We start from the raw sequence: 20732 nt of genomic DNA, 5'->3' as shown, positions 1-20732 counted from the left end.
ATGCGGCAAGAGCACGCCGATGCCGGCTGAAGCATGCAGAAAGAAGAAAGACCGGGGCCTTTGCCGTTGCAGCCGGCCCACACATGGACTGCGGATCAGGCCTTGATCGATGCCTCCAGCGCATCGATGAACATCGCCGGCACGTCAAAGCCGGTCTGATCCGTGATCTCCTGGAAGCAGGTCGGGCTGGTGACGTTGATCTCGGTGAGCGAGCCACCGATCACGTCCAGCCCGATCAACAGCAGGCCGCGCGCGGCCAGCACCGGGCCGATGGCTTCGGCGATCGCCAGGTCCTCCTTGGTCAGCGGCTGGGCCACGCCCAGGCCGCCGGCCGCCAGGTTGCCGCGCACCTCGGTGCCCTGGGGAATACGCGCCAGGCTGTAGGGCACCGGCTTGCCGCCGATGACCAGCACGCGCTTGTCGCCCTTGACGATGTCGGGCACGAAGCGTTGCACCATGATGGTTTGCGCACCATTCTTGTTGAGCGTCTCGGTGATCGATCCCAGGTTGAGGCCGTCGGCCTTGACCCGGAAGATGCCCATGCCGCCCATGCCGTCCAGGGGCTTCAGGATGATGTCCTGGTGCTCGGCATGAAAGGCTCTGACGGCATCCGCGCTGCGCGTCACCAAGGTCGGCGTGGTGTGCTCGGCGAACTCCATGATCGCCAGCTTTTCCGGATGGTCGCGCAGCGCGCGCGGCTTGTTCACCACTGTCGCCCCCTCGCGCTCGGCCTGCTCCAGGAGGTGCGTGGCGTAGATGTACTCCGCGTCGAAGGGCGGGTCCTTGCGCATCAACACGGCGTCGTATTCATGCAGCGCCACCTCGTGCGTGGCCTCCGTGCGGAACCACGCGTTCTTGTCGGCGCCGAGCACGATTTCGCGCACCACGGCCGTCACCGGGCGGCCACGCTGCCAGTTCAGATCCTGCGGCACGCAGGCGGCAATGCGATGGCCGCGCCGCTGCGCCTCGCGCATCATCGAGAAAGTGGTGTCCTTGTAGATCTTGAAGAGCTCGAGCGGATCGGCAACGAAGAGGAAGTTCATGGCGTGGTGGTCTTGCTTGCAACGGTTGCGGTGTTGTCGTTGGTGTTGTTGGTGTTGAGTTGGTGACGGCGGCGGCCCAGGCTCTGGATCAGCAGCGCGGCGGCACCGGCCACCACACCCCAGAAAGCCGAGCCGACACCAACCAGCGTGATGCCTGACAAGGTGACGAGGAAGGTGATGAGCGCGGCCTCGCGATGCGATTCGTCACGCACCGCCAGCGCCAGGCCGCTGCCGATGGTGCCGAGCAAGGCCAGGCCGGCAATGGCCGCCACCAGCTCCTTCGGGAAAGCGGTGAGCAGGCCCGTCACGGCCGCGCCGAAGAAGCCGATCAACACGTAGATGGCGCCGCAGGACACGGCCGCCGTGTAGCGGCGCGCCGGGTCTTCGTGCGCCTCGCGGCCCATGCAGATCGCCGCGGTGATGGCCGAGAGGTTGAGTGCAAAGGCACCAAAAGGCGCCAACAGCAATGTCATCACACCGCTGAAGCTGATCAGCTTGGAAATGGGCATCTGGTAGCCGGCGGCGCGGATGGCGGCCACGCCCGGCAGGTTCTGCGAGGCCATGGTCACGACGAAGAGCGGCAGGGCCAGGCTCACCGACGCCTGCCAGCTGAACTCGGGCAGGGTGAAGACGGGCGTGGCCAGCTCGAACTGCACGGCCGACCAGGCCATCTCGCCACGCGCGGCGACAAAGGCGATGGCCACCGCCAAGGTCAGCGGCACCGCGTAGCGCGGCACGAGCCGGCGCGCCACCAGGTAGCTGGCGAGCATCAGCAGCACCAGCGGCAGCGCCGTCTGCGCTGCCAGAAAGGCCTGCAAGCCGAAACGCGCCAACACGCCGGCCAGCAAGGCCGAAGCGATCTCCATGGGAATCTTGTTCATCACGCGCTCGAACCAGCCGGTGGCGCCAGCCACGGTGATGAGCGCGGCGCAGACGATGAAGGCGCCCACCGCCTCGTTCATGCTGTAGCCGGCGCCGGCAACCGCCAGAACAGCGGCGCCGGGCGTGCTCCAGGCAATCATCACCGGCTTCTTCCACAAGAGCGAGGGCAGGATGGAGGCCAGCCCCATGCCGATGCCCAATGCCCACATCCACGAGGCAATCATGGCCGGCGTGGCGCCGAAGGCCTGCGCCGCCTGGAACACGATGGCCACCGAACTGGTGAAGCCCACCAGCACCGCGACAAAGCCCGCGACGAAGGCCGACAGGCTCAGGTCCTTGAAGAAAGTCCGCATGGCGGCGATTGTGCCGGGCGCGCGAATTGTCCGTGGGAGACCGGCTTTTCCAGGCGCGCTCCAGCAAGGGAACGTTCTTCGAAGGCCGCGCGATCCTTCTGTTCGCCTGTTCACGCTGCAGCCACGGCCACAAACAAAACCACAATCGTTGCTCGATTGCGCGAAAGAGCACGGGGAGCAAGTTGCCCCAGACGCACCAGGCGCGCATCTTCTTCAGCAAGGGAGCAACCACGATGGAAAGCAAGTTCAAGAAATACAAGCTCAACGACGACATCACGATGCAGGTGATTTCGTACACCGAGCAAATGATGACCGCCAAGTTCTGGTTCACCGGCAAAGGCTTCCCCAGCACCCACCATCACTCGAACGAAGAAACCAACGTGATCGTCGAGGGCCGGTTCGAGGCCACCGACGGCGACAGGAAGTTTCTGGTCGAGGCGGGTGACGCGGTGTATGTGTCGCCCGACGTCGAGCACAACCTGGCCTGCCTGACGCCGACCGGTGCCTTTGTCTCGACCTGGACGCCCGCCAGAAAAGACCTCGCGAAGTACGCCGAACTGGCCTGAGGCCCTCACGGCCGGGGACGGCGCCGCATCGGCGCCTCCGCAGCGAGCGTCCCCGCGCCGCTAAATCTCGATCTTGCTGCCCAGTTCGACCACGGCGTTGTTCGGCAAGCTGAGAAAGTCCGCCGCCCCACTCGCGTTGTGGTGCATCTGCGCAAACAGCTTCTCGCGCCAGGGCGCCATGCCACTGCCCAGCGTGGGAATGACGACGTCGCGCGACAAGAAGTAGCTGGTGCTCATCGGCTCCAACTGGCAGCCGCGCAGGCGCGCGCCGTCCAGCGAGATGGGCAGGTCGATGTCGTTCTTGAAGCCGTAGTGCACGATGATCTGCCAGCAGTGGTGGCCCAGCGGCTCCATCTCGATGCGCTTGTCCATGGGGATCCAGGGTACCTCGTGGTTGCGCACGGTGACGAACAGGTTCTGCTCGTGCAGCACCTTGTTGTGCTTGAGGTTGTGCAGCAAGGCGTTGGGCACGACGCCCGGCTCGGCCGTGAGAAAGACGGCCGTGCCTTCCACCCGCGCCGGCGGATTGACGAACACCGAATCGAGAAAGGCGCGCAGGTCGATCGCATCCTGGCGCTGTACCTGGCCCATCAGGCGCCGGCCTTCCTTCCAGGTGATCATCAGCATGAAGACGGCGCCGCCGATCAGGAGCGGGAACCAGCCGCCTTCGAACAGCTTGAGCAGGTTGGACGCGAAGAAGGCGAAGTCCACCACGAAGAAGACCGCGGTGGCGCCGATGCACAGGGCCAGCGGCAGCTTCCAGGCGAAGCGGATCACGAAGAAGGTCAGCACCGTGGTGATCAGCATGTCGGTGGTGACCGCGATGCCGTAGGCCGCCGCCAGGTTGCTGGAGCTGCGGAACATCACGACCGCCAGCACGATGGCCACGAACAGGCCCCAGTTGACGAAGGGGATGTAGATCTGGCCGGCCGTGCGCACGCTGGTGTGCTCGATGTTCAGCCGCGGCAGGTAGCCCAATTGGATCACCTGGCGCGTCACGCTGAAGGCGCCGGTGATCAGGGCCTGCGAGGCGATCACCGTGGCCATGGTGGCCAGCACCACCAGCGGAACCACCGCCCATTCGGGGGCCATCATGTAGAAGGGGTTCTTCACCGCGGCGGGGTCGCGCAGCAGCAGCGCGCCCTGGCCGAAATAGTTGAGCGTGAGCGCCGGCATCACCACCGAGAACCAGGCGATGCGGATCGGCCCCTTGCCGAAGTGGCCCAGGTCGGCATAGAGCGCCTCGGCACCGGTCACGCACAGCACGGTGGCGCCCAGGATCAGGAAGCTGGTGCCCGGGTTGTTCCAGATGAAGTACAGCGCGTAGTGCGGACTGAGCGCCTTCAGGATCTCCGGGTGGGTTTGGATCTGCGCGATGCCCAATGCCGAGATGGCAAAGAACCAGATCAGGGTGATCGGCCCGAAAAAGCGCCCGATGCCGGCCGTGCCGTGCTTTTGCACGGCGAACAGCCCGAACAGCACCACCAGGGTGATCGGGATCACGTATTCCTTGAAATGCGGCGAGACCACCTCCAGGCCCTCGACCGCCGACAGCACCGAAATGGCTGGCGTGATGACGCCGTCGCCATAGAAGAGGGACGTGCCGAAGATGCCCACCAGCAGCAGCACGCGGCGCAGCCGGGGCCGGTCCACCACGGCCTGCGAGGCCAGCGCCAGCATGGCGACCAGGCCGCCCTCGCCCGCGTTGTCGGCGCGCAGCACCAGCACCACGTACTTGACCGAAACGATGATCGTCAACGTCCAGAAGAACATCGACAGGATGCCGAACACATTCTCGTGGTTGAAGGCGACTCGGTCGTGGCTGAACACCTCCTTCATCGCGTACAGCACGCTGGTGCCGATGTCGCCATAGACGACGCCGATGGCAGCCAGGATCAGCGCTGCGGAGGCAGTGGATTTGTGGGAAGACACGTTGTGTGACAGCAAGGGGTGGCGCCGTTCACGCCCGAGCAGTGCGCAGTGCGCCGCGCGCCCGCCCTGTACCCCGTCGGCATTACGTTTGTTGTGGGAGGGCTATTGTGCCGGCCCGCCGACAGGGCCGCCATGCAAAGCGGCTCCCTGGCTGCAGACTTATTCGTAGACCTCGGCGTCCGGGTCGGTGGCTTCCAGCTCGTAGCTGGCGGCCACCATGGCGAGCCGGCCGATCACGCCGTACATGTAGAAGCGGTTGGGTGCGCTGGCGCCGGGCTTCGCGCCGGGCTGCGGTAAGTGCGCACTCTCGGAGAAAGCCAGGGGCACGAAGCTGGCGCCCGGCGAATCCAGGTTCTCGTCGATGCTGCGCTCGGCATGCACCCGGTAGAAGCCGCCCACCACGTAGCGATCCATCATGTAGACCACCGGCTCGGCCACGCCGTCGTGCACGCGCTCGCGCGTCAGCACGCCTTCCTGCACGATGATCTCGCTGCCCAGCGCCGTGCCGCCCTTGCCGTTGCTGCGGCACTTCTTGACCACGGCCTCCAGGTCTTTCACGTCGCGCACCGTCATCACCCCCACGCCATTGGTGCCGTTGTCGGGCTTGACGATGACGAAGGGTTTTTCGTTGATGCCGTATTCCTTGTACTTGCGGCGCACCTTGGTGAGCAGCTGGTCGCAGTGGCTGGCGAGCAGGTCCAGCCCGCTGCCGGTAGACAGGTCCAGCCCTTCGGCGTGGCTGGACATGGGGTTGATCAGCCAGGGGTCGATGCCCAGCAACTTGCCGAAGCGCTTGGACACTTCTTCATAGCTGCGGAAATGCTTGCTCTTGCGCCGCACCGACCAGCCGGCATGCAGCGGCGGCAGCAGGTACTGCTCGTGCAGGTCTTCCAGGATGCCGGGCACGCCGGCCGACAGATCGTTGTTCAGCAGGATGGTGCAGGGGTCGAAGTTCTTCAGCCCCAGGCGGCGCCGGCCGCGCACCACCGGCTCCAGGCACACGCTTTCGCCGTGCGGCAGCTCGATCTTCTTGGGCGACTTGATGGCCGGATCGATGGAGCCGACGCGCACGTTGAGCCCGGCCATCTGGAAGATGCGCACCAATTGCGCCACGTTGGCCAGGTAGAAAGTGTTGCTGGAGTGGTTTTCGGGCACCACCAGCAGGTTGCGCGCCTCCGGGCAGATCTTCTCGATGGCGGCCTGGGCCGCCTGTACTGCCAGCGGCAGCATCTCGTCGGTCAGGTTGTTCCAGCCCCCGGGATACAGGTTGGTATCGACCGGCGCCAGCTTGAAGCCCGCGTTGCGGATATCCACCGAGCTGTAGAAGGGCGGGGTGTGCTCCATCCATTCCAGCCGGAACCAGCGCTCGATGGCTGGCATCGAGTCGAGCACGCGCTGCTCGAGTTCATTGATCGGGCCGGTCAGGGCGGTGACGAGATGGGGAACCATGCAGCAGCCTTGTTATGCGTGTTCTTTTGCTTGAGCTAAGAACGCAATTGTAGATTTGGGGCCGCCCGCCCCCATGACAAGAGGCCCCAGCCGCAAAAGGCAGTTAGGTCCTGATCTCGCCCTGGCCGAGCACGACGTATTTCAGGGAGGTCAGGCCTTCGATGCCCACCGGGCCGCGGGCGTGAAACTTGTCGGTGCTGATGCCGATCTCGGCGCCCAGGCCAAACTCGAAGCCGTCGGCGAAGCGGGTGCTGGCATTCACCATCACGCTGGCCGAATCCACCTCGCGCAGGAAGCGCTGGGCATTCACATGGTCGCGCGTGACGATGGCGTCGGTGTGGTGGCTCGAATAGTGGTTGATGTGCGCGATGGCCGCATCCAGCCCCTCGACCACCTTGATGCTGATGACGGCGGCCAGGTATTCCTCCGACCAGTCGGATTCCACCGCATCGACCACTTTGGCGCCGGCCGGCAGCGCATCCGGCGCCCGCAGGATGGCGGCAGTTGCCGGGTCGCAGCGCATCTCCACGCCCTTGGCGGCAAAGATGGCGCCGATCCGGGGCAGGAAGGCGGCGGCGACGGAACGCGCCACCAGCAGGCCTTCGGCCGCGTTGCAGGGGCTGTACTTCTGGGTCTTGGCGTTGTCGACGATGGTCAGCGCCATGTCGAGCTCGGCCGTATCGTCCACGTAGACATGGCAATTGCCGTCCAGGTGCTTGATGACCGGCACCTTGGCGTCGCGGCTGATGCGCTCGATCAGGCCCTTGCCGCCGCGCGGAATGATCACGTCCACGTACTGGGGCATGGCAATCAGGCGTCCCACCGCCTCGCGGTCGGTGGTCTGCACCAGCTGCACGGCCTCGAAGGGCAGGCCGGCTTCCACCAGCGAATCGCCCACCAAGAGGGCCAGCGCCTTGTTCGATTCGATGGCCTCCGAACCGCCGCGCAGGATGGCGGCGTTGCCGCTCTTGATCGCGAGGCTGGCCGCCTCGATGGTCACGTTGGGGCGGCTCTCGAAGATCATGCCGAACACGCCGATCGGCACGCGCATCTGGCCGACGCGGATGCCGCTGGGCTGCTGGCGCATGCCGATGATCTCGCCGATCACGTCCGGCATGGCGGCCAGCTGCTCGCAGCCCTCGGCCACGGTCGCCACCACCTTCGGCGTGAGCTTGAGGCGGTCCACCATGGGGGCCGACAGGCCGGCGGCGGTGGCACGCTCGATATCGCGCGCATTGGCTTCCTGCAGTGCCGGGCCGGCGTCGCGCAGGCGGCGCGCCAGCGCCTTCAGGGCCTTGTTCTTGGTGGCGGCATCGGCGCGTGCCATCAGGGCGGCCGCGGTCTTGGCCTGCGCACCCAGGGCGAGCATGTGTTCGTCGACGTTGAAGGCGTTCATGGGCGCATTTTCCCACCGCCGGGCTGCACCAAGCTGGCGCGGGGTCTCAGCCAGCGCGGCGGGCGCTTCCCTCGGCCATGCAAAGGCGGCAAAGGCGGAAAGCCAGGCGCTGCAAGGCTTGCCAGCCATCCGAGGGCCAATCCGGCTGCTTCAGGCCTTTGACGATGCCGTCCACCTTGTGGGCATCGCCCAGCAGCCGCGTGAGCACGCGGCCTTCCAGCCTCGGCAGCACGCGCTCGAAGGCGCGTTCCTTGGGGCCCCAGACCCGGTTCTCGCGCAGCGCCATGGGCAGCGGCCGGCCGGCGTCGATGGCGTCGCGCACCCGCTTCAGGGCGCGGATGTCCTCCGCCAGGGTGTAGTGCACCAGCACCTCGGCCTCGCCTTCGGCCTTCAGGCCGTCCAGCATGCGCGCCACCCGCTGCGGGTTGCCGCCCAGCACCGCTTCGGACAGCTTGAAGACGTCGTAGCGCGCCACGTTGTTCACCGCACCCTCGACCTGCTCGAAGGACAGCTCGCCCTGCGGATGCAAGAGCGCGAGCTTCTGGATTTCCTGGTGCGCCGCCAGGAGGTTGCCCTCGACCCGGTCGGCGAAGAACTGCAGGGTGCGCTGGCCTTCCTCGCCGGCCTTCACGCGCTGGCCCTGCCTGCCCAGGCGCTGGGCGATCCATTCCGGCAGGGCGCCACGCTCGACCGATTCGAGCTGCAGGGTGACGCCGTTGGCTTCCAGGGCGCCGAACCAGGCGCCGCTGCGTGTCTGCTTGTCCAGGCGCGGCAGCAGCACCAGGGTGAGCACGCCTTCGTTGCCTGCCGCACTTTCGGCGATCTGCTGCAGGGCGACGCTGCCGTCCTTGCCCGGCTTGCCCGAGGGAATGCGGATCTCCACGATCTGCTTGTCGGCGAAGAGACTCATCGAGCCGCCTGCCGCCAGCACCGCGCCCCAGTCGAAATGCGCGCCGGCAACGGTGTGCACGCTGCGCTCGGTGTAGCCCTGGGCGCGCGCCGCCGCGCGGATGGCATCGCCGGCCTCCTGCACCAGCAGCGGCTCGTCGCCATGCAGGGTGTAGAGCGGTCGCAGGCCCTTTTGCAAATGGGCCGACAGTTGGGCGGGCGCCAGTTGCACGCTTATCGAGCCCCCACCTAGATCGCCTTCACCGCAGCCAGCCGGCGCAGGGTCTGCTGCACGATGTCGTTCACCATGTCGCGGTACAAGAGCTGCTCTTCGCTTTCCTTGGCCAGCGCCGCCGTCTCGTTGTAGGTGATGTCGCGCGACTGCATCATTTCCGAGGGCGGGATCAATTCCTTGCCGGCCGGTGTGCGCAGCTTGAAGCGCACGCGCAGGAACAGCTGCATCTCGCGCACCTGGCCAGCCGAGTTGGTCGACAGCACCAGGCGGTCGCGCGTTTCGCCGAGCACCTCGAACACCGTCTCGGCCTGATCGACCTCGGCCATGGGCAGCACCTTCAGCTTGCCGCTGATGCCGATTGCCCGGTGCAGCTGGTTCAGGTAGGCCGTGTTGGTGGGCATGGCGATGGTCTGGAAGGCGAAGTCCGGCGCCTGCCGCAGCTTGAAGCCGCAGCCGGCCAGGGCCAGCACGGAGCCGGTGGCCAGCAGCAGCGAACGGCGTGATGTGGTCGCCATCAGATGACCACGTTGACCAGGCGGCCGGGCACGACGATGACGCGCTTGGCCGTGGCGCCTTCCGCGTGCTTGACGAAATCCTCGCAGGCCAGGGCCATGGCCTCGATTTCCTGTTTGGAAGCGGTCGCCGGCACCACCAGCGCGCCGCGCAGCTTGCCGTTGATCTGCAGCATCAGTTCGATCTCGTCCTGCTCCAGCGCGACTTCATCCACCGTGGGCCAGGGCGCGTCGAGCAGGTCGCCGTGCGCCTTGTCGAAGCCGAGCGACTGCCACAGTTCGCAGCCAATGTGCGGCGTCACCGGATACAGGCAGCGCAGCAGGATGCCAAAGCCCTCGCGCACCGCGGCCGTATCGCCGGCATCCGAAGGCTTGAAGCCTTCCAGTGCGTTGAGCAGCTTCATGGCGCCCGACACCACCGTGTTGTATTGCATGCGCTGGTAGTCGTAGTCGATCTGGCGCAGCACCGTGTGCACCTCGTGGCGCAGCGCCTTGGCCGCCTTGCCGTAGACCGTCGCCTTGCCGCTGCCGGCATCCGAACCACCCAGTTCCTTGACCGCGGCGCCGTAGTTCCAGACCCGGCGCAGGAAGCGGAAGGACCCCTCCACCGCCGCGTCGTTCCACTCCAGCGTGGCTTCCGGCGGCGCGGTGAACATGGTGTACAGGCGCGCGGTGTCAGCGCCGTACTTCTCGATCAGGTCCTGCGGGTCAACGCCGTTGCGCTCGCTCTTGCCCATCTTGCCGACGCCGCCGTACTGCACCTCGGTGCCGTCCGCCAGATGGCCGCCGACGATGTGGCCGTGCTCGTCCAGCTTGGGCGTGACTTCCGATGGCGAGTGGTAGTCCTTGCCGCCCTTCTCATTGCGGGTGAAGAAGATCTGGTTGAGCACCATGCCTTGCGTGAGCAGCTTGCTGAAGGGCTCGTCGATGCTCACCAGGCCCAGGTCGCGCATCACCTTGGTCCAGAAGCGCGCGTACAGCAGGTGCAGGATGGCATGCTCGATGCCGCCGATGTACTGGTCCATCGGCATCCAGTACTGGGCGCCCTCGCCCACCATGGCCTCGCTGTTCTTCGGGTCGCAGTAGCGCATGAAGTACCACGCGCTGTCGACGAAGGTGTCCATGGTGTCGGTCTCGCGGCGCGCCGCCTTGCCGCACACCGGGCAAGTCACGCCGGCATGGAAACCCTCGTGCTTGATCAGCGGGTTGCCGTGGCCGTCGGGCACGCAGTCGGTGGGCAGCACCACCGGCAGGTCTTTCTCGGGCACCGGCACCGCACCGTGTTCCTCGCAGTGGATGACCGGAATCGGCGTGCCCCAGTAGCGCTGGCGGCTCACGCCCCAGTCGCGCAGGCGCCAGGTGGTTTGCATCGCGCCCAGGCCCTTCTGCTCCAGCGCGTGCGCCACCGCCTTGACGGCCTCCTGGTAGCCCATGCCGGAGAAGTTGTCGGAATTGATGGTGATGCCGCGTTCCTTGTCGGCGTACCAGTCCTGCCACTTGTGATAGTCGAAGTGCGGCTCGTCCTCCACCAGCACCACCTGGATGATGTCGATGTTGTACTTGTTGGCAAAGCCGAAGTCGCGCTCGTCATGTGCCGGCACGCCCATCACGGCGCCGTCGCCGTAGCTCATCAGAACGTAGTTGCCCACCCACACCTGCACCTGCTCGTCGGTGATCGGATGGGTGACGGTCAGGCCCGTGGGCACGCCCTTCTTTTCCTGCGTGGCCAGCTCGGCCTCGGTGGTGCCGCCGGCCTTGCATTCGTCGATGAAATTGGCCACCTGCAGGTTGGTGCGCGCCGCGTGCAGGGCCAGCGGATGCTCGGGCGCCACGGCGCAGAAGGTCACGCCCATGATGGTGTCGGCGCGCGTGGTGAACACGTACATGCGGCCGTCCTGGATCAAGTTGCCGTCGTGGTCCTTGATGTCGTGGGTGAAGGCGAAGCGCACGCCCTCGCTCTTGCCGATCCAGTTCTCCTGCATCAGGCGAACGCGCTCGGGCCAGCCCGGCAGCTTGTGCTGGGTGTGGTCCAACAACTCCTGCGCGTAGTCGCTGATCTTCAGGTAGTAGCCGGGGATCTCGCGCCGCTCGACCGGGGCGCCGGTGCGCCAGCCCTTGCCGTCGATCACCTGCTCGTTGGCCAGCACGGTCTGGTCGACCGGATCCCAGTTGACCACCTGGGTCTTGCGGTAGGCGATGCCCTTTTCCAGCATCTTCAGGAAGAGCCACTGGTTCCACTTGTAGTAGCCAGGGTCGCAGGTGGCGACCTCGCGGCTCCAGTCGATGGCGAGGCCCATGGCCTGCAGCTGGCCCTTCATGTAGGCGATGTTGTCCATCGTCCAGGCGTGCGGCGGCACGCCGTTCTTCAGGGCGGCGTTCTCGGCCGGCAGGCCGAAGGCGTCCCAGCCCATGGGCATCAGCACGTTGTAGCCGCTCATGCGCAGGTAGCGCGTGAGCATGTCGTTGATCGTGTAGTTGCGCACGTGGCCCATGTGCAGCTTGCCGCTGGGATAGGGCAGCATCGAGCAGGCGTAGTACTTCTTCTTGTTCGCGTCCTCGGTCACGCGGTAGGCGTCGGCGGACGCCCATTTTCCTTGGGCGGCAGATTCGACGTCGGCGGGTTTGTAGCTGGAATTCATGCGATCTCGACAAGGGCTTCGGCGCTGCGGGGAGGCCAAAAACGTGCAGGAGTGAGGATTATCGCGGCTCCGACCCCACGCTCGCTGACGTCAGCTTGGCCCGGTTCTCGCGTGACACAATGAAATGAACCAGAAAGGTGCACACCCATGGGCATCGACGGCAATGACTGGTGGCGCGGCGCCGTGATCTATCAGATCTACCCACGCAGCTTCATGGACAGCAACGGTGACGGCATCGGCGACCTGCCGGGCATCACCGCGCGGCTGGACCATGTGGCCGGCCTGGGCGTGGACGCCATCTGGGTCTCGCCCTTCTTCCGCTCGCCCATGAAGGACTTTGGCTACGACGTGGCCGACTACCGCGCGGTCGACCCGATGTTCGGCACCCTGGCCGACTTCGACGCCCTGCTGGCACGCGCCCATACCCTGGGCCTGAAGGTAATCATCGACCAGGTGCTGTCGCACACCTCCGACCAGCACGCCTGGTTCCTCGCCAGCCGCGACAGCCGCGAGAACGACCAGGCGGACTGGTACGTCTGGGCCGACCCCAAGCCCGACGGCACCCCGCCCAACAACTGGCTCTCGGTCTTCGGCGGCTCGGCCTGGCAATGGGATTCGCGCCGGCGCCAGTATTACCTGCACAGCTTCCTGGCCGAGCAGCCCGACCTCAACTTCCACTGCCAGGCGCTGCAGGAAGCCCTCTTGGACGAGGTCCGCTTCTGGTGCGAACGCGGTGTCGACGGCTTCCGCTTCGATGCGTGTAACCACCAGTTTCACGATGCGCAGCTGCGCAACAACCCACCCGCCGATGGAGGCACGGTCAGCACGGTGCGGGCCGACAACCCCTACGCCATGCAGCAGCACCTGCATGACAAGAGCCAGCCGGAGAACCTGGTCTTCCTGGAGCGGCTGCGCCAGCTGCTCGACCGGTACGGTGCCGTCGGCCTGGGCGAGGTGGGCGACGAAAACGCCCCGCCGGTGATGGCCCGCTACACCGAGCGCGGCAAACGGTTGCACCTGGCCTACAGTTTCTCCCTGCTCACCAGCGAGCACAGCGCCGGGCACCTGTGCACCCAGGTGCAGGCCCTCGACGAGGCTTTGGCCACCACCGGCGGCTGGGCTTGCTGGGCGGTGTCGAACCACGACGTGCCGCGCGTCGCGAGCCGCTGGAATGCCGGCGGCCTGGCCGACCCGCGACGCGACAAGATGTGGCTGGCGCTGCTGCTCTCCTTGCGCGGCAGCGCCAGCATCTACCAGGGCGAGGAGCTGGGCCTGCCCGAAGCCGAGGTGCCTTTCGAGCGCCTGCAGGATCCCTATGGCCTGGCCTTCTGGCCCGAGTTCAAGGGCCGCGACGGCGCACGCACCCCCATGCCCTGGCTGGCCGAGGCCGGCAATGGCGGCTTCAGCACCGGCATGGCCGAGCCCTGGCTGCCGGTGTCGGAACTGCACCTGCCGCTGGCGGTGGACCGCCAGGCGCTCGATCCGCTGTCCATGCTCAACTTCAGCCGGGCCCTGCTGCAATGGCGCCGCCGCCAGCCGCTGCTGCGCGAAGGCGCCATGCGCTTCCTGGAAGCGCCGGAGCCCTTTCTCTGCCTGGAGCGGCGCGCGGGCGAAGCCGCCTTGCAGGCCATCTTCAACCTGTCGGAAGGCACGGCGCAGTTGCGCTTGCCGCAGATGCTGGTGCCGCTGTCCGGATCGCCCTTTATCGGTGCACGCTTCGACGGCGACCTGATGCTGGAGCTGCCGCCCTACGGCGTGTTCATGGGAGCGCCCGTCGATGCCGCGACTGCCTGAAGCCCAGATCCGCGCCCTGATGCGTGCCGAGCATGGCGACCCCTTTGCCGTGCTCGGCCCGCACCAGGACGAAGACGGCCTGTGCGTGCGCGCGCTGCTGCCGGGCGCGCGTTCGGTGGCGGTGGTGCAGGCCAGTTCCGGATGGCTGCTGGCCGAGCTGGAGCGCCAGGGCGCATCGGATGTGTTTGCCGCCCTGGTGCCGGCGGCCGAGGCGCGCCTGGGCTATCTGCTGCAGGTCGACTGGGGCACGCACAGCTCGCAGCTGGAAGACCCCTACCGCTTTCCCCAGGTGCTGGGCGCCACCGACGTCTGGCTGCTGGCCGAGGGCACGCACCTGCGGCCCTTCGAACGCCTGGGCGCGCACCTCGCCGAGATCAACGGGGTGCGCGGAGTCGCCTTCGCCGTGTGGGCACCGAATGCGCGGCGCGTCTCGGTGGTCGGCGATTTCAACCAGTGGGACGGCCGGCGCCACATGATGCGGCTGCGCCGGGAATGCGGCGTGTGGGAAATCTTCGCGCCCCACGTGGCAGCGGGCGACGGCTACGAATACGAGATCCTGTCGGTGCGCGGCGACGTGCTGCGCAAGTCCGACCCCTACGGCTTTGCCGCCAGGCTGCGGCCCGAAACCGCCAGCGTGGTGCAGCCGCTGCCGCCGCCGGTGCCCATGCCCGAAGGCCGGCGCCAAGCCAATGGCCGCGCCGCGCCGATCAGCATCTACGAGGTGCACCTGGGCTCTTGGCGGCGCAAGAACGGCAATGCGTGGCTCAGCTACCGCGAACTGGCCGACACCCTGGTGCCCTACGCGCGCGACCTGGGCTTCACCCACCTGGAGCTGCTGCCGGTGAGCGAGCATCCCTTCGACGGCTCCTGGGGCTATCAGCCGATCGGCCTGTACGCGCCGACCTCGCGCTTCGGCACGCCGGCGGATTTCCGCGCTTTTGTCGAAGCCGCGCATGCAGCCGGCCTGGGCGTGATCCTGGACTGGGTGCCGGCGCACTTTCCGACCGACCCGCATGGCCTGGGCAACTTCGACGGCAGCGCTCTCTACGAGTACGCAGATCCGCGCGAGGGTTTCCATCGCGACTGGAACACCCTGATCTTCAACTACGCCCGCACCGAGGTACGCAACTACCTGGTGGGCAATGCCCTGTACTGGCTGGAGCGCTACGGCATCGACGCCCTGCGGGTGGATGCGGTCGCCTCCATGCTGTACCGCGACTACAGCCGGGCAGCGGGCGACTGGCTGCCCAACGTGCAGGGCGGCCGCGAGAACCTGGAGGCCATCGACTTCCTGCGCCGCATGAACCGGGTGGTGGGCGTGGAGCGGCACGGTGCCGCCACCATCGCCGAGGAATCCACCTCCTTTGCCGGCGTGACCCGGCCGCCCGACGACGGCGGGCTTGGCTTTCACTACAAATGGAACATGGGCTGGATGAACGACACCCTGGCCTATGTCGGACTCGATCCGGTGTACCGCCCGCACCACCACCAGCAGATGACCTTCGGCCTCATGTATGCGCACAGCGAGAACTTCGTGCTGCCGCTCTCGCATGACGAAGTGGTGCATGGCAAAGGCTCGATGCTCGGCCGCATGCCTGGCGACGAATGGCAGAAGTTTGCCGGCCTGCGCAACCTGTACGGCTACCTGTGGGCCTACCCTGGCAAGAAGCTCCTGTTCATGGGCGGCGAGTTCGCGCAGTACGCGGAGTGGAACCATGACCACGGCCTGGACTGGCACCTCTTGGAGCAGCACGCGCTGCACCAGGGCATGCACCGCCTGGTGCGCGACCTGAACACCGTGTATCGGCACTTCCCGGCCCTGCACGAGCTGGATTGCGAGCCGCAGGGCTTCGAATGGATCGTGCACGACGACAAGGCCCATTCGGTCTTCGCCTTCGTGCGCAAGGCGAGCGATGGCCGCTTCGTGCTGGTGGTGTGCAACTTCACGCCGGTGGTGCGGCACGGCTACCGGCTGGGCGTGCCGGCGGAGGGCGCCTACCGGGAGATCATCAACACGGACAGCGCGATCTACGGCGGCAGCGGCGTGGGCAACGGCGTAGTCCCGACGCAAGCGCTGGCATGGCAGGGGCGGACGCACTCTCTGGTGCTGACGCTGCCGCCGCTTGCAACGCTGATGTGGGTGCTGGCATGACGAGGACGGCATGCTGAGCCCGGGCTCACCTTACCCGCTGGGCGCCACGCCGGCGCCGGAAGGCGGCATCAACTTCGCCCTGGTCGCGCCGCACGCGGAAGCGATCGAGCTGTGCCTGTTCGATCCCAGCGGCCAGTTCGAACAGCAGCGCCTGCGGCTGCCGGCCTGCACCGACGGCTGCTGGCACGGCCGGCTGCCCAGCGCGCGGCCTGGCCTGGTCTACGGCTACCGGGTGCACGGACCGTGGGCGCCGCACGAGGGTTGGCGCTTCAATGCTGCCAAGCTGCTGCTCGATCCCTATGCCCGCGAGATCGTCGGCGAGTACGGCGGCGAAGACCTGTTCCTCGGCCATGTCGTTGGCCAACCCGAGGCGCGTGATCTGCGCGACAACGCCGCCATCGCCTTGAAAGCGCGCGTGGCCGCGCCCTTGCCGCTGTCGCCCGAGCAGCCAGCACGCCCGCGCATTTCACCCAGCGAGCGCGTCCTCTACGAGCTGCACGTGGGCGGCCACACGCAGTTGCATCCGGCCGTGCCCTCCGAGTTGCGCGGCACCTTTGCCGGCCTGGCCGAAGCGCCGGTGCTCGACCACCTGCAGCGCCTGGGCATCACCTCGCTCAACCTGATGCCGGTGCAGCACCGCGCCGACGAAGAGCGACTGTTGAAGCAGGGCCTGCGCAACTATTGGGGCTACAGCCCGATCGGCTGGTTCGCACCCGAGGCCCGCTACTGGAGCGGCCGGCCCGGCACCACCCCCGCGAGCGAGTTCCGGCTGCTGGCCGACGCCGTGCATGCGCGCGGCATGGAGCTGGTGGTCGATGTGGTGTTCAACCACAGCGCCGAGACCGACGAACTGGGCCCCACGCTGAGCCTGCGCGGCATGGACAACACGCTGTACTACCACCTGCGGCAGGACGACCCGGCGCTCTACGAGAACTGGACCGGCTGCGGCAACTGCCTGAAGCTCACCGAGCCGCGCGTGCTGCAACTGGTGATGGACAGCCTTCGTTACTGGGTGCTCGAGCTTGGCGTCGACGGCTTTCGCTTCGATCTGGCGCCGGTGCTGGCACGGCGCAGGCCCGCCGGCGAGTTCGACGCCAAGGCGCCCTTCCTGGCCGCCATGGCGCAAGACCCGGTGCTGTCGCGCTGCCTGCTCATCGCCGAGCCCTGGGACATCGGGCCCGGCGGCTACCGGATGGGCGAATTCCCGCCCGGCTGGCTGGAGTGGAACGACTGCTTTCGCGACACCCAGCGCGCCTTCTGGCTGCACCGAAGCGCAACCTTGGGCGAATTCGCGCACCGCTTCGCCGGCTCCAGCGAAGACTTCCGGCATGACGGCCGCGCGCCCACGGCCAGCGTCAATTTCATCACTGCGCACGACGGCTTCACCTTGCGCGACCTGGTCAGCTACAACGAGCGCCACAACATGGCCAACGGCGAGCACAACCGCGACGGCCATCACCACAACCTGAGCCGCAACTGCGGCGTGGAAGGCGACACCGACAACCCGGCGGTGCTGGCCGAGCGGGCGCGCCTTTCGCGCGTGCTGCTGGCCGCCCTGCTGCTGTCCCAGGGCACACCCATGCTGCTGGCGGGCGACGAACTGGGCCACAGCCAACGCGGCAACAACAACGCCTATTGCCAGGACAACGACATCACCTGGCTGGCCTGGCCCCAGGCCGACACTGGCCTGGCCGACTACGTGACCCGGCTGCTGGCGCTGCGGCGCGAGGCCGCCCCCCTGCGCAGCCAACGCTGGTGGCCCGTGCACCCCGCGCCCGGCGAAGCGGCGCTGTGCTGGCTGCGGCCGGACGGCCAGGCCATGGCCGGCGCCGACTGGGAAGCCAGTGGCCAGCACGCGATGGCCATCCTCTTCGACATGCCGGCGCCGCAAACACGATGGTTGCTGCTGATCAACGCGCAAGAGCAGCCGCAGCGCTTCGTCCTGCCGCCTGGCCACTGGCAGCTGCGCCTGGCCACGGATGGCGCGCAGGACGCCGCCGCGCTGCCGCCCCAGCCCATCTTGCCGCCGGTCAGCTTGTGGGTTGCGCAAGGCACCGCAGCGGGCGTAGGCTGAGCCCGAAGACCACAAGCAAGGAGGCAAAGAAGATGGACGACCGCAGCACGACATCCAATTCCCCATTGCAGGCACACCAGCTGGTACGCCGCACCATCGCGCTGGTGCTGGCCGGCGGGCGGGGCGCCCGCCTCAAGCAGCTGACCGACCGGCGCTGCAAACCCGCCGTGTACTTCGGCGGCAAGTTCCGCATCATCGACTTCGCGCTCTCGAACTGCCTGAACTCGGGCATCCGGCGCATGGCGGTGGTGACGCAGTACAAGTCGCATTCGCTGATGCGCCACCTGCAGCGCGGCTGGAGCTTCCTGCGGGCCGAGCTCAACGAGATGGTCGACGTGCTGCCGGCGCAGCAGCGCGTGGGCGACGAGCACTGGTACCGCGGCACGGCCGACGCGGTCTACCAGAACCTGGACATCATCCAGGCCCGCTCCACGCCGCATGACTACGTGGTGGTGCTGGCCGGCGATCATGTCTACAAGATGGACTACTCGATCATGCTGATGGACCACGTGAAGCAGGCCCGCGGCTGCACCGTGGGCTGCATCGAGGTGCCGCGCATGGAAGCCGCCGCCTTCGGCGTGATGGCGATCGATGCCGACCGCAAGATCACCGAGTTCCTGGAAAAGCCCGCCAATCCGCCCGGCATGCCGGGCAAGCCGGAGTTGGCGCTGGCCAGCATGGGCATCTACATCTTCGATTCCGACTACCTGTACCAGCTGCTGGAAGAAGACAACCGCAATCCGGCCTCCAGCCACGACTTCGGCAAGGACATCATCCCGCGCGCGGTGGCCGCGGGACGGGCGGCGGCGCATCCCTTCAGCATGTCCTGCGTCACTCGGGCCCGACGCGGCGGCAATGCGCCGGCCTATTGGCGCGACGTGGGCACGATTGATGCGTTCTGGGCAGCCAACCTCGATCTGGCCTCGATCACGCCAGAGCTGGACATCTATGACACCGACTGGCCGATCTGGACTTATCAGCGTCAACTGCCGCCGGCCAAATTCGTGCTCGATCGTGACGGCAAGCATGGAATGACTGTCAACACCATCGTCTCGGGCGGCTGCATCGTCTCAGGCTCCAAGGTCAGCAGCTCGGTGCTGTTCTCGGGCGTACGCGTGCATTCCTTTTGCGAGATCAACGAAGCAGTGCTGCTGCCCGACGTCGAAGTGGGCCGCGGCTGCCGGCTCGACCGCGTGGTGATCGACCGCGCCTGCGTGCTGCCCGAAGAAATGGTGATCGGCGAAGACCCGGTGCTGGATGCGGCGCGCTTCGAGCGCACCGCGGGCGGCGTGGTGCTGGTGACGCGCGAGATGCTCAAACGCCTGACCACGCCCTGATGCGAATCCTCCAGGTCAGCGCCGAAATCTTTCCTCTGCTCAAGACCGGCGGCTTGGCGGACGTCGCCGGTGCCCTGCCCCTGGCCCTGCTGGCGGCCGGGCAGGATGTGCGGGCGCTGCTGCCCGGCTTTCCGGCCATCGCGGCCGGCGTGCGCGATGCGCAGATCGTGGCCGAATTCGATGCGCCCTGGGGCGAACGCGTGGGGTTGCGCCTGGGCCGCATCGCCACCGCAGGCGCACCCGACATCCCGGTCTACTGGATCGATGCGCCGGCCCTCTACGAGCGGCCCGGCAATCCCTACGAAGACGCTTCGCGCCATGCCTACGGCGACAACCATCGGCGCTTTGCCCTGCTGGGCTGGGCGGCGGCCCGCCTGGCACAAGGGCTGGATCCGGGCTGGCAGCCGCAACTGGTGCATGCCCACGACTGGCACGCGGCGCTGGCGCCAGCCTACCTGGCTTTCGCGCCGCCCAACGGCAAGCCCAAGGTGGGCAGCGTGTTCACCATTCACAACCTGGCGTATCAGGGCCTGTTCCATCCGCGTCACTTTGCCGAGCTGGGCCTGCCGCCGGCCGCCTTCCGCGTGCACGGACTCGAATACCACGGCCAGCTGTCTTTCATGAAGGGCGGCCTCGTGTTTGCCGACCGGCTCACCACCGTGAGTCCGACCTACGCCCGCGAGATCCAGACGAGCGAGCAAGGCTTCGGGCTGGACGGGCTGCTGCGCCATCGTGCCGACGTGCTCTCCGGCGTTCTCAACGCCGTGGAGGACCAGGTCTGGAACCCGGCCACCGACATCCTGCTGCCCGAGCGCTACGACGTGCGCGCGATGGGCGGCAAGGCGTACTGCAAGGCGGCGCTGCAGGAGGCGCTGGGCCTGGCACCCGATGCCGACGCACCGCTCTTCGTGGTGGTGAGCCGTCTGACCGAACAAAAAGGGCTGCAGCTGGTGCTGCAGGGCCTGGACGCCTTGTTGGCCCAGGGTGGCCAGCTGGCCGTGCTGGGCAGCGGCGATGCGGCGCTGGAAGCCGCCTTTCGCGAACGCGCCACCCGCTCGCCCAAAGCGGTGAGCGTCACGCTGGGCTACAGCGAGCCGCTGGCGCATCGCCTGTTCGGCGGCGGCGACGTCACCTTGGTGCCTTCGCATTACGAGCCGTGCGGCCTGACCCAGATGTACGGACTCAAGTACGGCAGCCTGCCGCTGGTGCACCGGGTCGGCGGCCTGGCCGACACGGTGGTCGACAGCACGCTGGAAGACCTGGCCAGCGGTGAGGCCAATGGTTTCTGTTTCGATGACTTCAGCGGCGCCGCCTACGAACGGGCCCAGCGTCGCGCCTTTGCGCTGTACCGCCGGCCCGCCGACTGGCGCGCCGTGCGCGCCAATGCCATGCGCCGCCCGGCCGACTGGGCCAGCGCGGCCGCCAGCTACCTGGCCGTCTACCGGCAGGCACTTTCACATTGATCCGTTGATTGGAAGAA

At 67.1% G+C, this 20732-nt stretch carries 14 protein-coding genes; 6 read left to right on the top strand and 8 right to left on the bottom strand.

What is annotated here, in order from left to right:
- Positions 1-95: 95 nt before the first annotated feature.
- Together gshB and ACIPRI_RS08205 are read right to left on the bottom strand one after the other, a co-directional pair.
- Positions 96-1043 carry a glutathione synthase gene (gene gshB / locus ACIPRI_RS08210; RefSeq protein ID WP_446620929.1) on the bottom strand — a complete coding sequence of 316 codons (948 nt, stop codon included), beginning with the start codon at positions 1041-1043 and terminating at the stop codon, positions 96-98.
- Positions 1040-2278: a benzoate/H(+) symporter BenE family transporter gene (locus ACIPRI_RS08205; RefSeq protein WP_446620928.1), complete on the bottom strand. Its 1239-nt coding sequence runs from the start codon at positions 2276-2278 to the stop codon at positions 1040-1042. The genes gshB and ACIPRI_RS08205 overlap by 4 nt, the downstream gene beginning before the upstream one ends.
- A gap of 233 nt (positions 2279-2511) precedes the next feature.
- Between ACIPRI_RS08205 and ACIPRI_RS08200 the strand changes: the two genes are divergently transcribed.
- Positions 2512-2844 carry a cupin domain-containing protein gene (locus ACIPRI_RS08200; protein WP_446620927.1) on the top strand — a complete coding sequence of 111 codons (333 nt, stop codon included), beginning with the start codon at positions 2512-2514 and terminating at the stop codon, positions 2842-2844.
- A gap of 60 nt (positions 2845-2904) precedes the next feature.
- Here the strand turns inward: ACIPRI_RS08200 and ACIPRI_RS08195 are convergent, their stop codons facing one another.
- The 6 genes from ACIPRI_RS08195 to leuS all read right to left on the bottom strand — a co-directional run bounded on the left by ACIPRI_RS08195 (position 2905) and on the right by leuS (position 11895).
- Positions 2905-4776, bottom strand: a complete 1872-nt coding sequence (locus ACIPRI_RS08195) for a potassium transporter Kup (protein ID WP_446620926.1) — start codon at positions 4774-4776, stop codon at positions 2905-2907.
- Between the two features lie 159 nt (positions 4777-4935).
- Entirely contained in the window at positions 4936-6225 is a 1290-nt protein-coding gene (gshA, locus tag ACIPRI_RS08190; RefSeq protein WP_446620925.1) for a glutamate--cysteine ligase, read from the bottom strand.
- Positions 6226-6328: 103 nt separating this feature from the next.
- The gene (locus tag ACIPRI_RS08185; protein ID WP_446620924.1) at positions 6329-7621 is read right to left on the bottom strand and encodes a glutamate-5-semialdehyde dehydrogenase; all 1293 of its coding nucleotides are present in this window, start codon (positions 7619-7621) and stop codon (positions 6329-6331) included.
- A 46-nt stretch (positions 7622-7667) separates the two neighbouring features.
- A complete protein-coding gene (gene holA, locus ACIPRI_RS08180; RefSeq protein WP_446620923.1) occupies positions 7668-8741 on the bottom strand; it encodes a DNA polymerase III subunit delta in 1074 nt (357 codons plus the stop codon).
- Between the two features lie 17 nt (positions 8742-8758).
- Positions 8759-9259 (bottom strand): LPS-assembly lipoprotein LptE, encoded by a 501-nt coding sequence (locus ACIPRI_RS08175; protein ID WP_446620922.1) that lies wholly within the window; start codon positions 9257-9259, stop codon positions 8759-8761.
- Positions 9259-11895 carry a leucine--tRNA ligase gene (gene leuS / locus ACIPRI_RS08170; RefSeq protein ID WP_446620921.1) on the bottom strand — a complete coding sequence of 879 codons (2637 nt, stop codon included), beginning with the start codon at positions 11893-11895 and terminating at the stop codon, positions 9259-9261. The genes ACIPRI_RS08175 and leuS overlap by 1 nt, the downstream gene beginning before the upstream one ends.
- A 147-nt stretch (positions 11896-12042) precedes the next feature.
- On the opposite strand from leuS, the gene ACIPRI_RS08165 reads away from it, so the two are divergent.
- Genes ACIPRI_RS08165 through glgA form a run of 5 tightly spaced genes read left to right on the top strand, consistent with a single transcriptional unit; the run spans position 12043 to position 20715 of the window.
- Positions 12043-13689 (top strand): alpha-glucosidase, encoded by a 1647-nt coding sequence (locus tag ACIPRI_RS08165; protein WP_446620920.1) that lies wholly within the window; start codon positions 12043-12045, stop codon positions 13687-13689.
- Positions 13673-15841 carry a 1,4-alpha-glucan branching protein GlgB gene (gene glgB, locus ACIPRI_RS08160; RefSeq protein WP_446620919.1) on the top strand — a complete coding sequence of 723 codons (2169 nt, stop codon included), beginning with the start codon at positions 13673-13675 and terminating at the stop codon, positions 15839-15841. The genes ACIPRI_RS08165 and glgB overlap by 17 nt, the downstream gene beginning before the upstream one ends.
- 10 nt (positions 15842-15851) lie before the next feature.
- A complete protein-coding gene (glgX, locus tag ACIPRI_RS08155; RefSeq protein ID WP_446620918.1) occupies positions 15852-17915 on the top strand; it encodes a glycogen debranching protein GlgX in 2064 nt (687 codons plus the stop codon).
- A gap of 32 nt (positions 17916-17947) precedes the next feature.
- A complete protein-coding gene (gene glgC, locus ACIPRI_RS08150; RefSeq protein WP_446620917.1) occupies positions 17948-19252 on the top strand; it encodes a glucose-1-phosphate adenylyltransferase in 1305 nt (434 codons plus the stop codon).
- Positions 19252-20715: a glycogen synthase GlgA gene (glgA, locus tag ACIPRI_RS08145; RefSeq protein ID WP_446620916.1), complete on the top strand. Its 1464-nt coding sequence runs from the start codon at positions 19252-19254 to the stop codon at positions 20713-20715. Before glgC ends, glgA begins: the two co-directional genes overlap by 1 nt.
- Positions 20716-20732: the final 17 nt, after the last annotated feature.

It is taken from the genome of Variovorax sp. LARHSF232, from assembly GCF_052871435.1.
Note: the sequence above shows the minus strand (reverse complement) of the source record. Positions and strands in the feature narration are given on the sequence as shown.

Bases quoted from the DNA above. Each gene is read 5' to 3' on its own strand.
- gshB (WP_446620929.1), bottom strand. From the start codon at position 1,043: ATGAACTTCCTCTTCGTTGCCGATCCGCTCGAGCTCTTCAAGATCTAC.
- ACIPRI_RS08205 (WP_446620928.1), bottom strand. From the start codon at position 2,278: ATGCGGACTTTCTTCAAGGACCTGAGCCTGTCGGCCTTCGTCGCGGGC.
- ACIPRI_RS08200 (WP_446620927.1), top strand. From the start codon at position 2,512: ATGGAAAGCAAGTTCAAGAAATACAAGCTCAACGACGACATCACGATG.
- gshA (WP_446620925.1), bottom strand. From the start codon at position 6,225: ATGGTTCCCCATCTCGTCACCGCCCTGACCGGCCCGATCAATGAACTC.
- ACIPRI_RS08185 (WP_446620924.1), bottom strand. From the start codon at position 7,621: ATGAACGCCTTCAACGTCGACGAACACATGCTCGCCCTGGGTGCGCAG.
- ACIPRI_RS08175 (WP_446620922.1), bottom strand. From the start codon at position 9,259: ATGGCGACCACATCACGCCGTTCGCTGCTGCTGGCCACCGGCTCCGTG.
- leuS (WP_446620921.1), bottom strand. From the start codon at position 11,895: ATGAATTCCAGCTACAAACCCGCCGACGTCGAATCTGCCGCCCAAGGA.
- ACIPRI_RS08165 (WP_446620920.1), top strand. From the start codon at position 12,043: ATGGGCATCGACGGCAATGACTGGTGGCGCGGCGCCGTGATCTATCAG.
- glgB (WP_446620919.1), top strand. From the start codon at position 13,673: ATGCCGCGACTGCCTGAAGCCCAGATCCGCGCCCTGATGCGTGCCGAG.
- glgX (WP_446620918.1), top strand. From the start codon at position 15,852: ATGCTGAGCCCGGGCTCACCTTACCCGCTGGGCGCCACGCCGGCGCCG.
- glgC (WP_446620917.1), top strand. From the start codon at position 17,948: ATGGACGACCGCAGCACGACATCCAATTCCCCATTGCAGGCACACCAG.
- glgA (WP_446620916.1), top strand. From the start codon at position 19,252: ATGCGAATCCTCCAGGTCAGCGCCGAAATCTTTCCTCTGCTCAAGACC.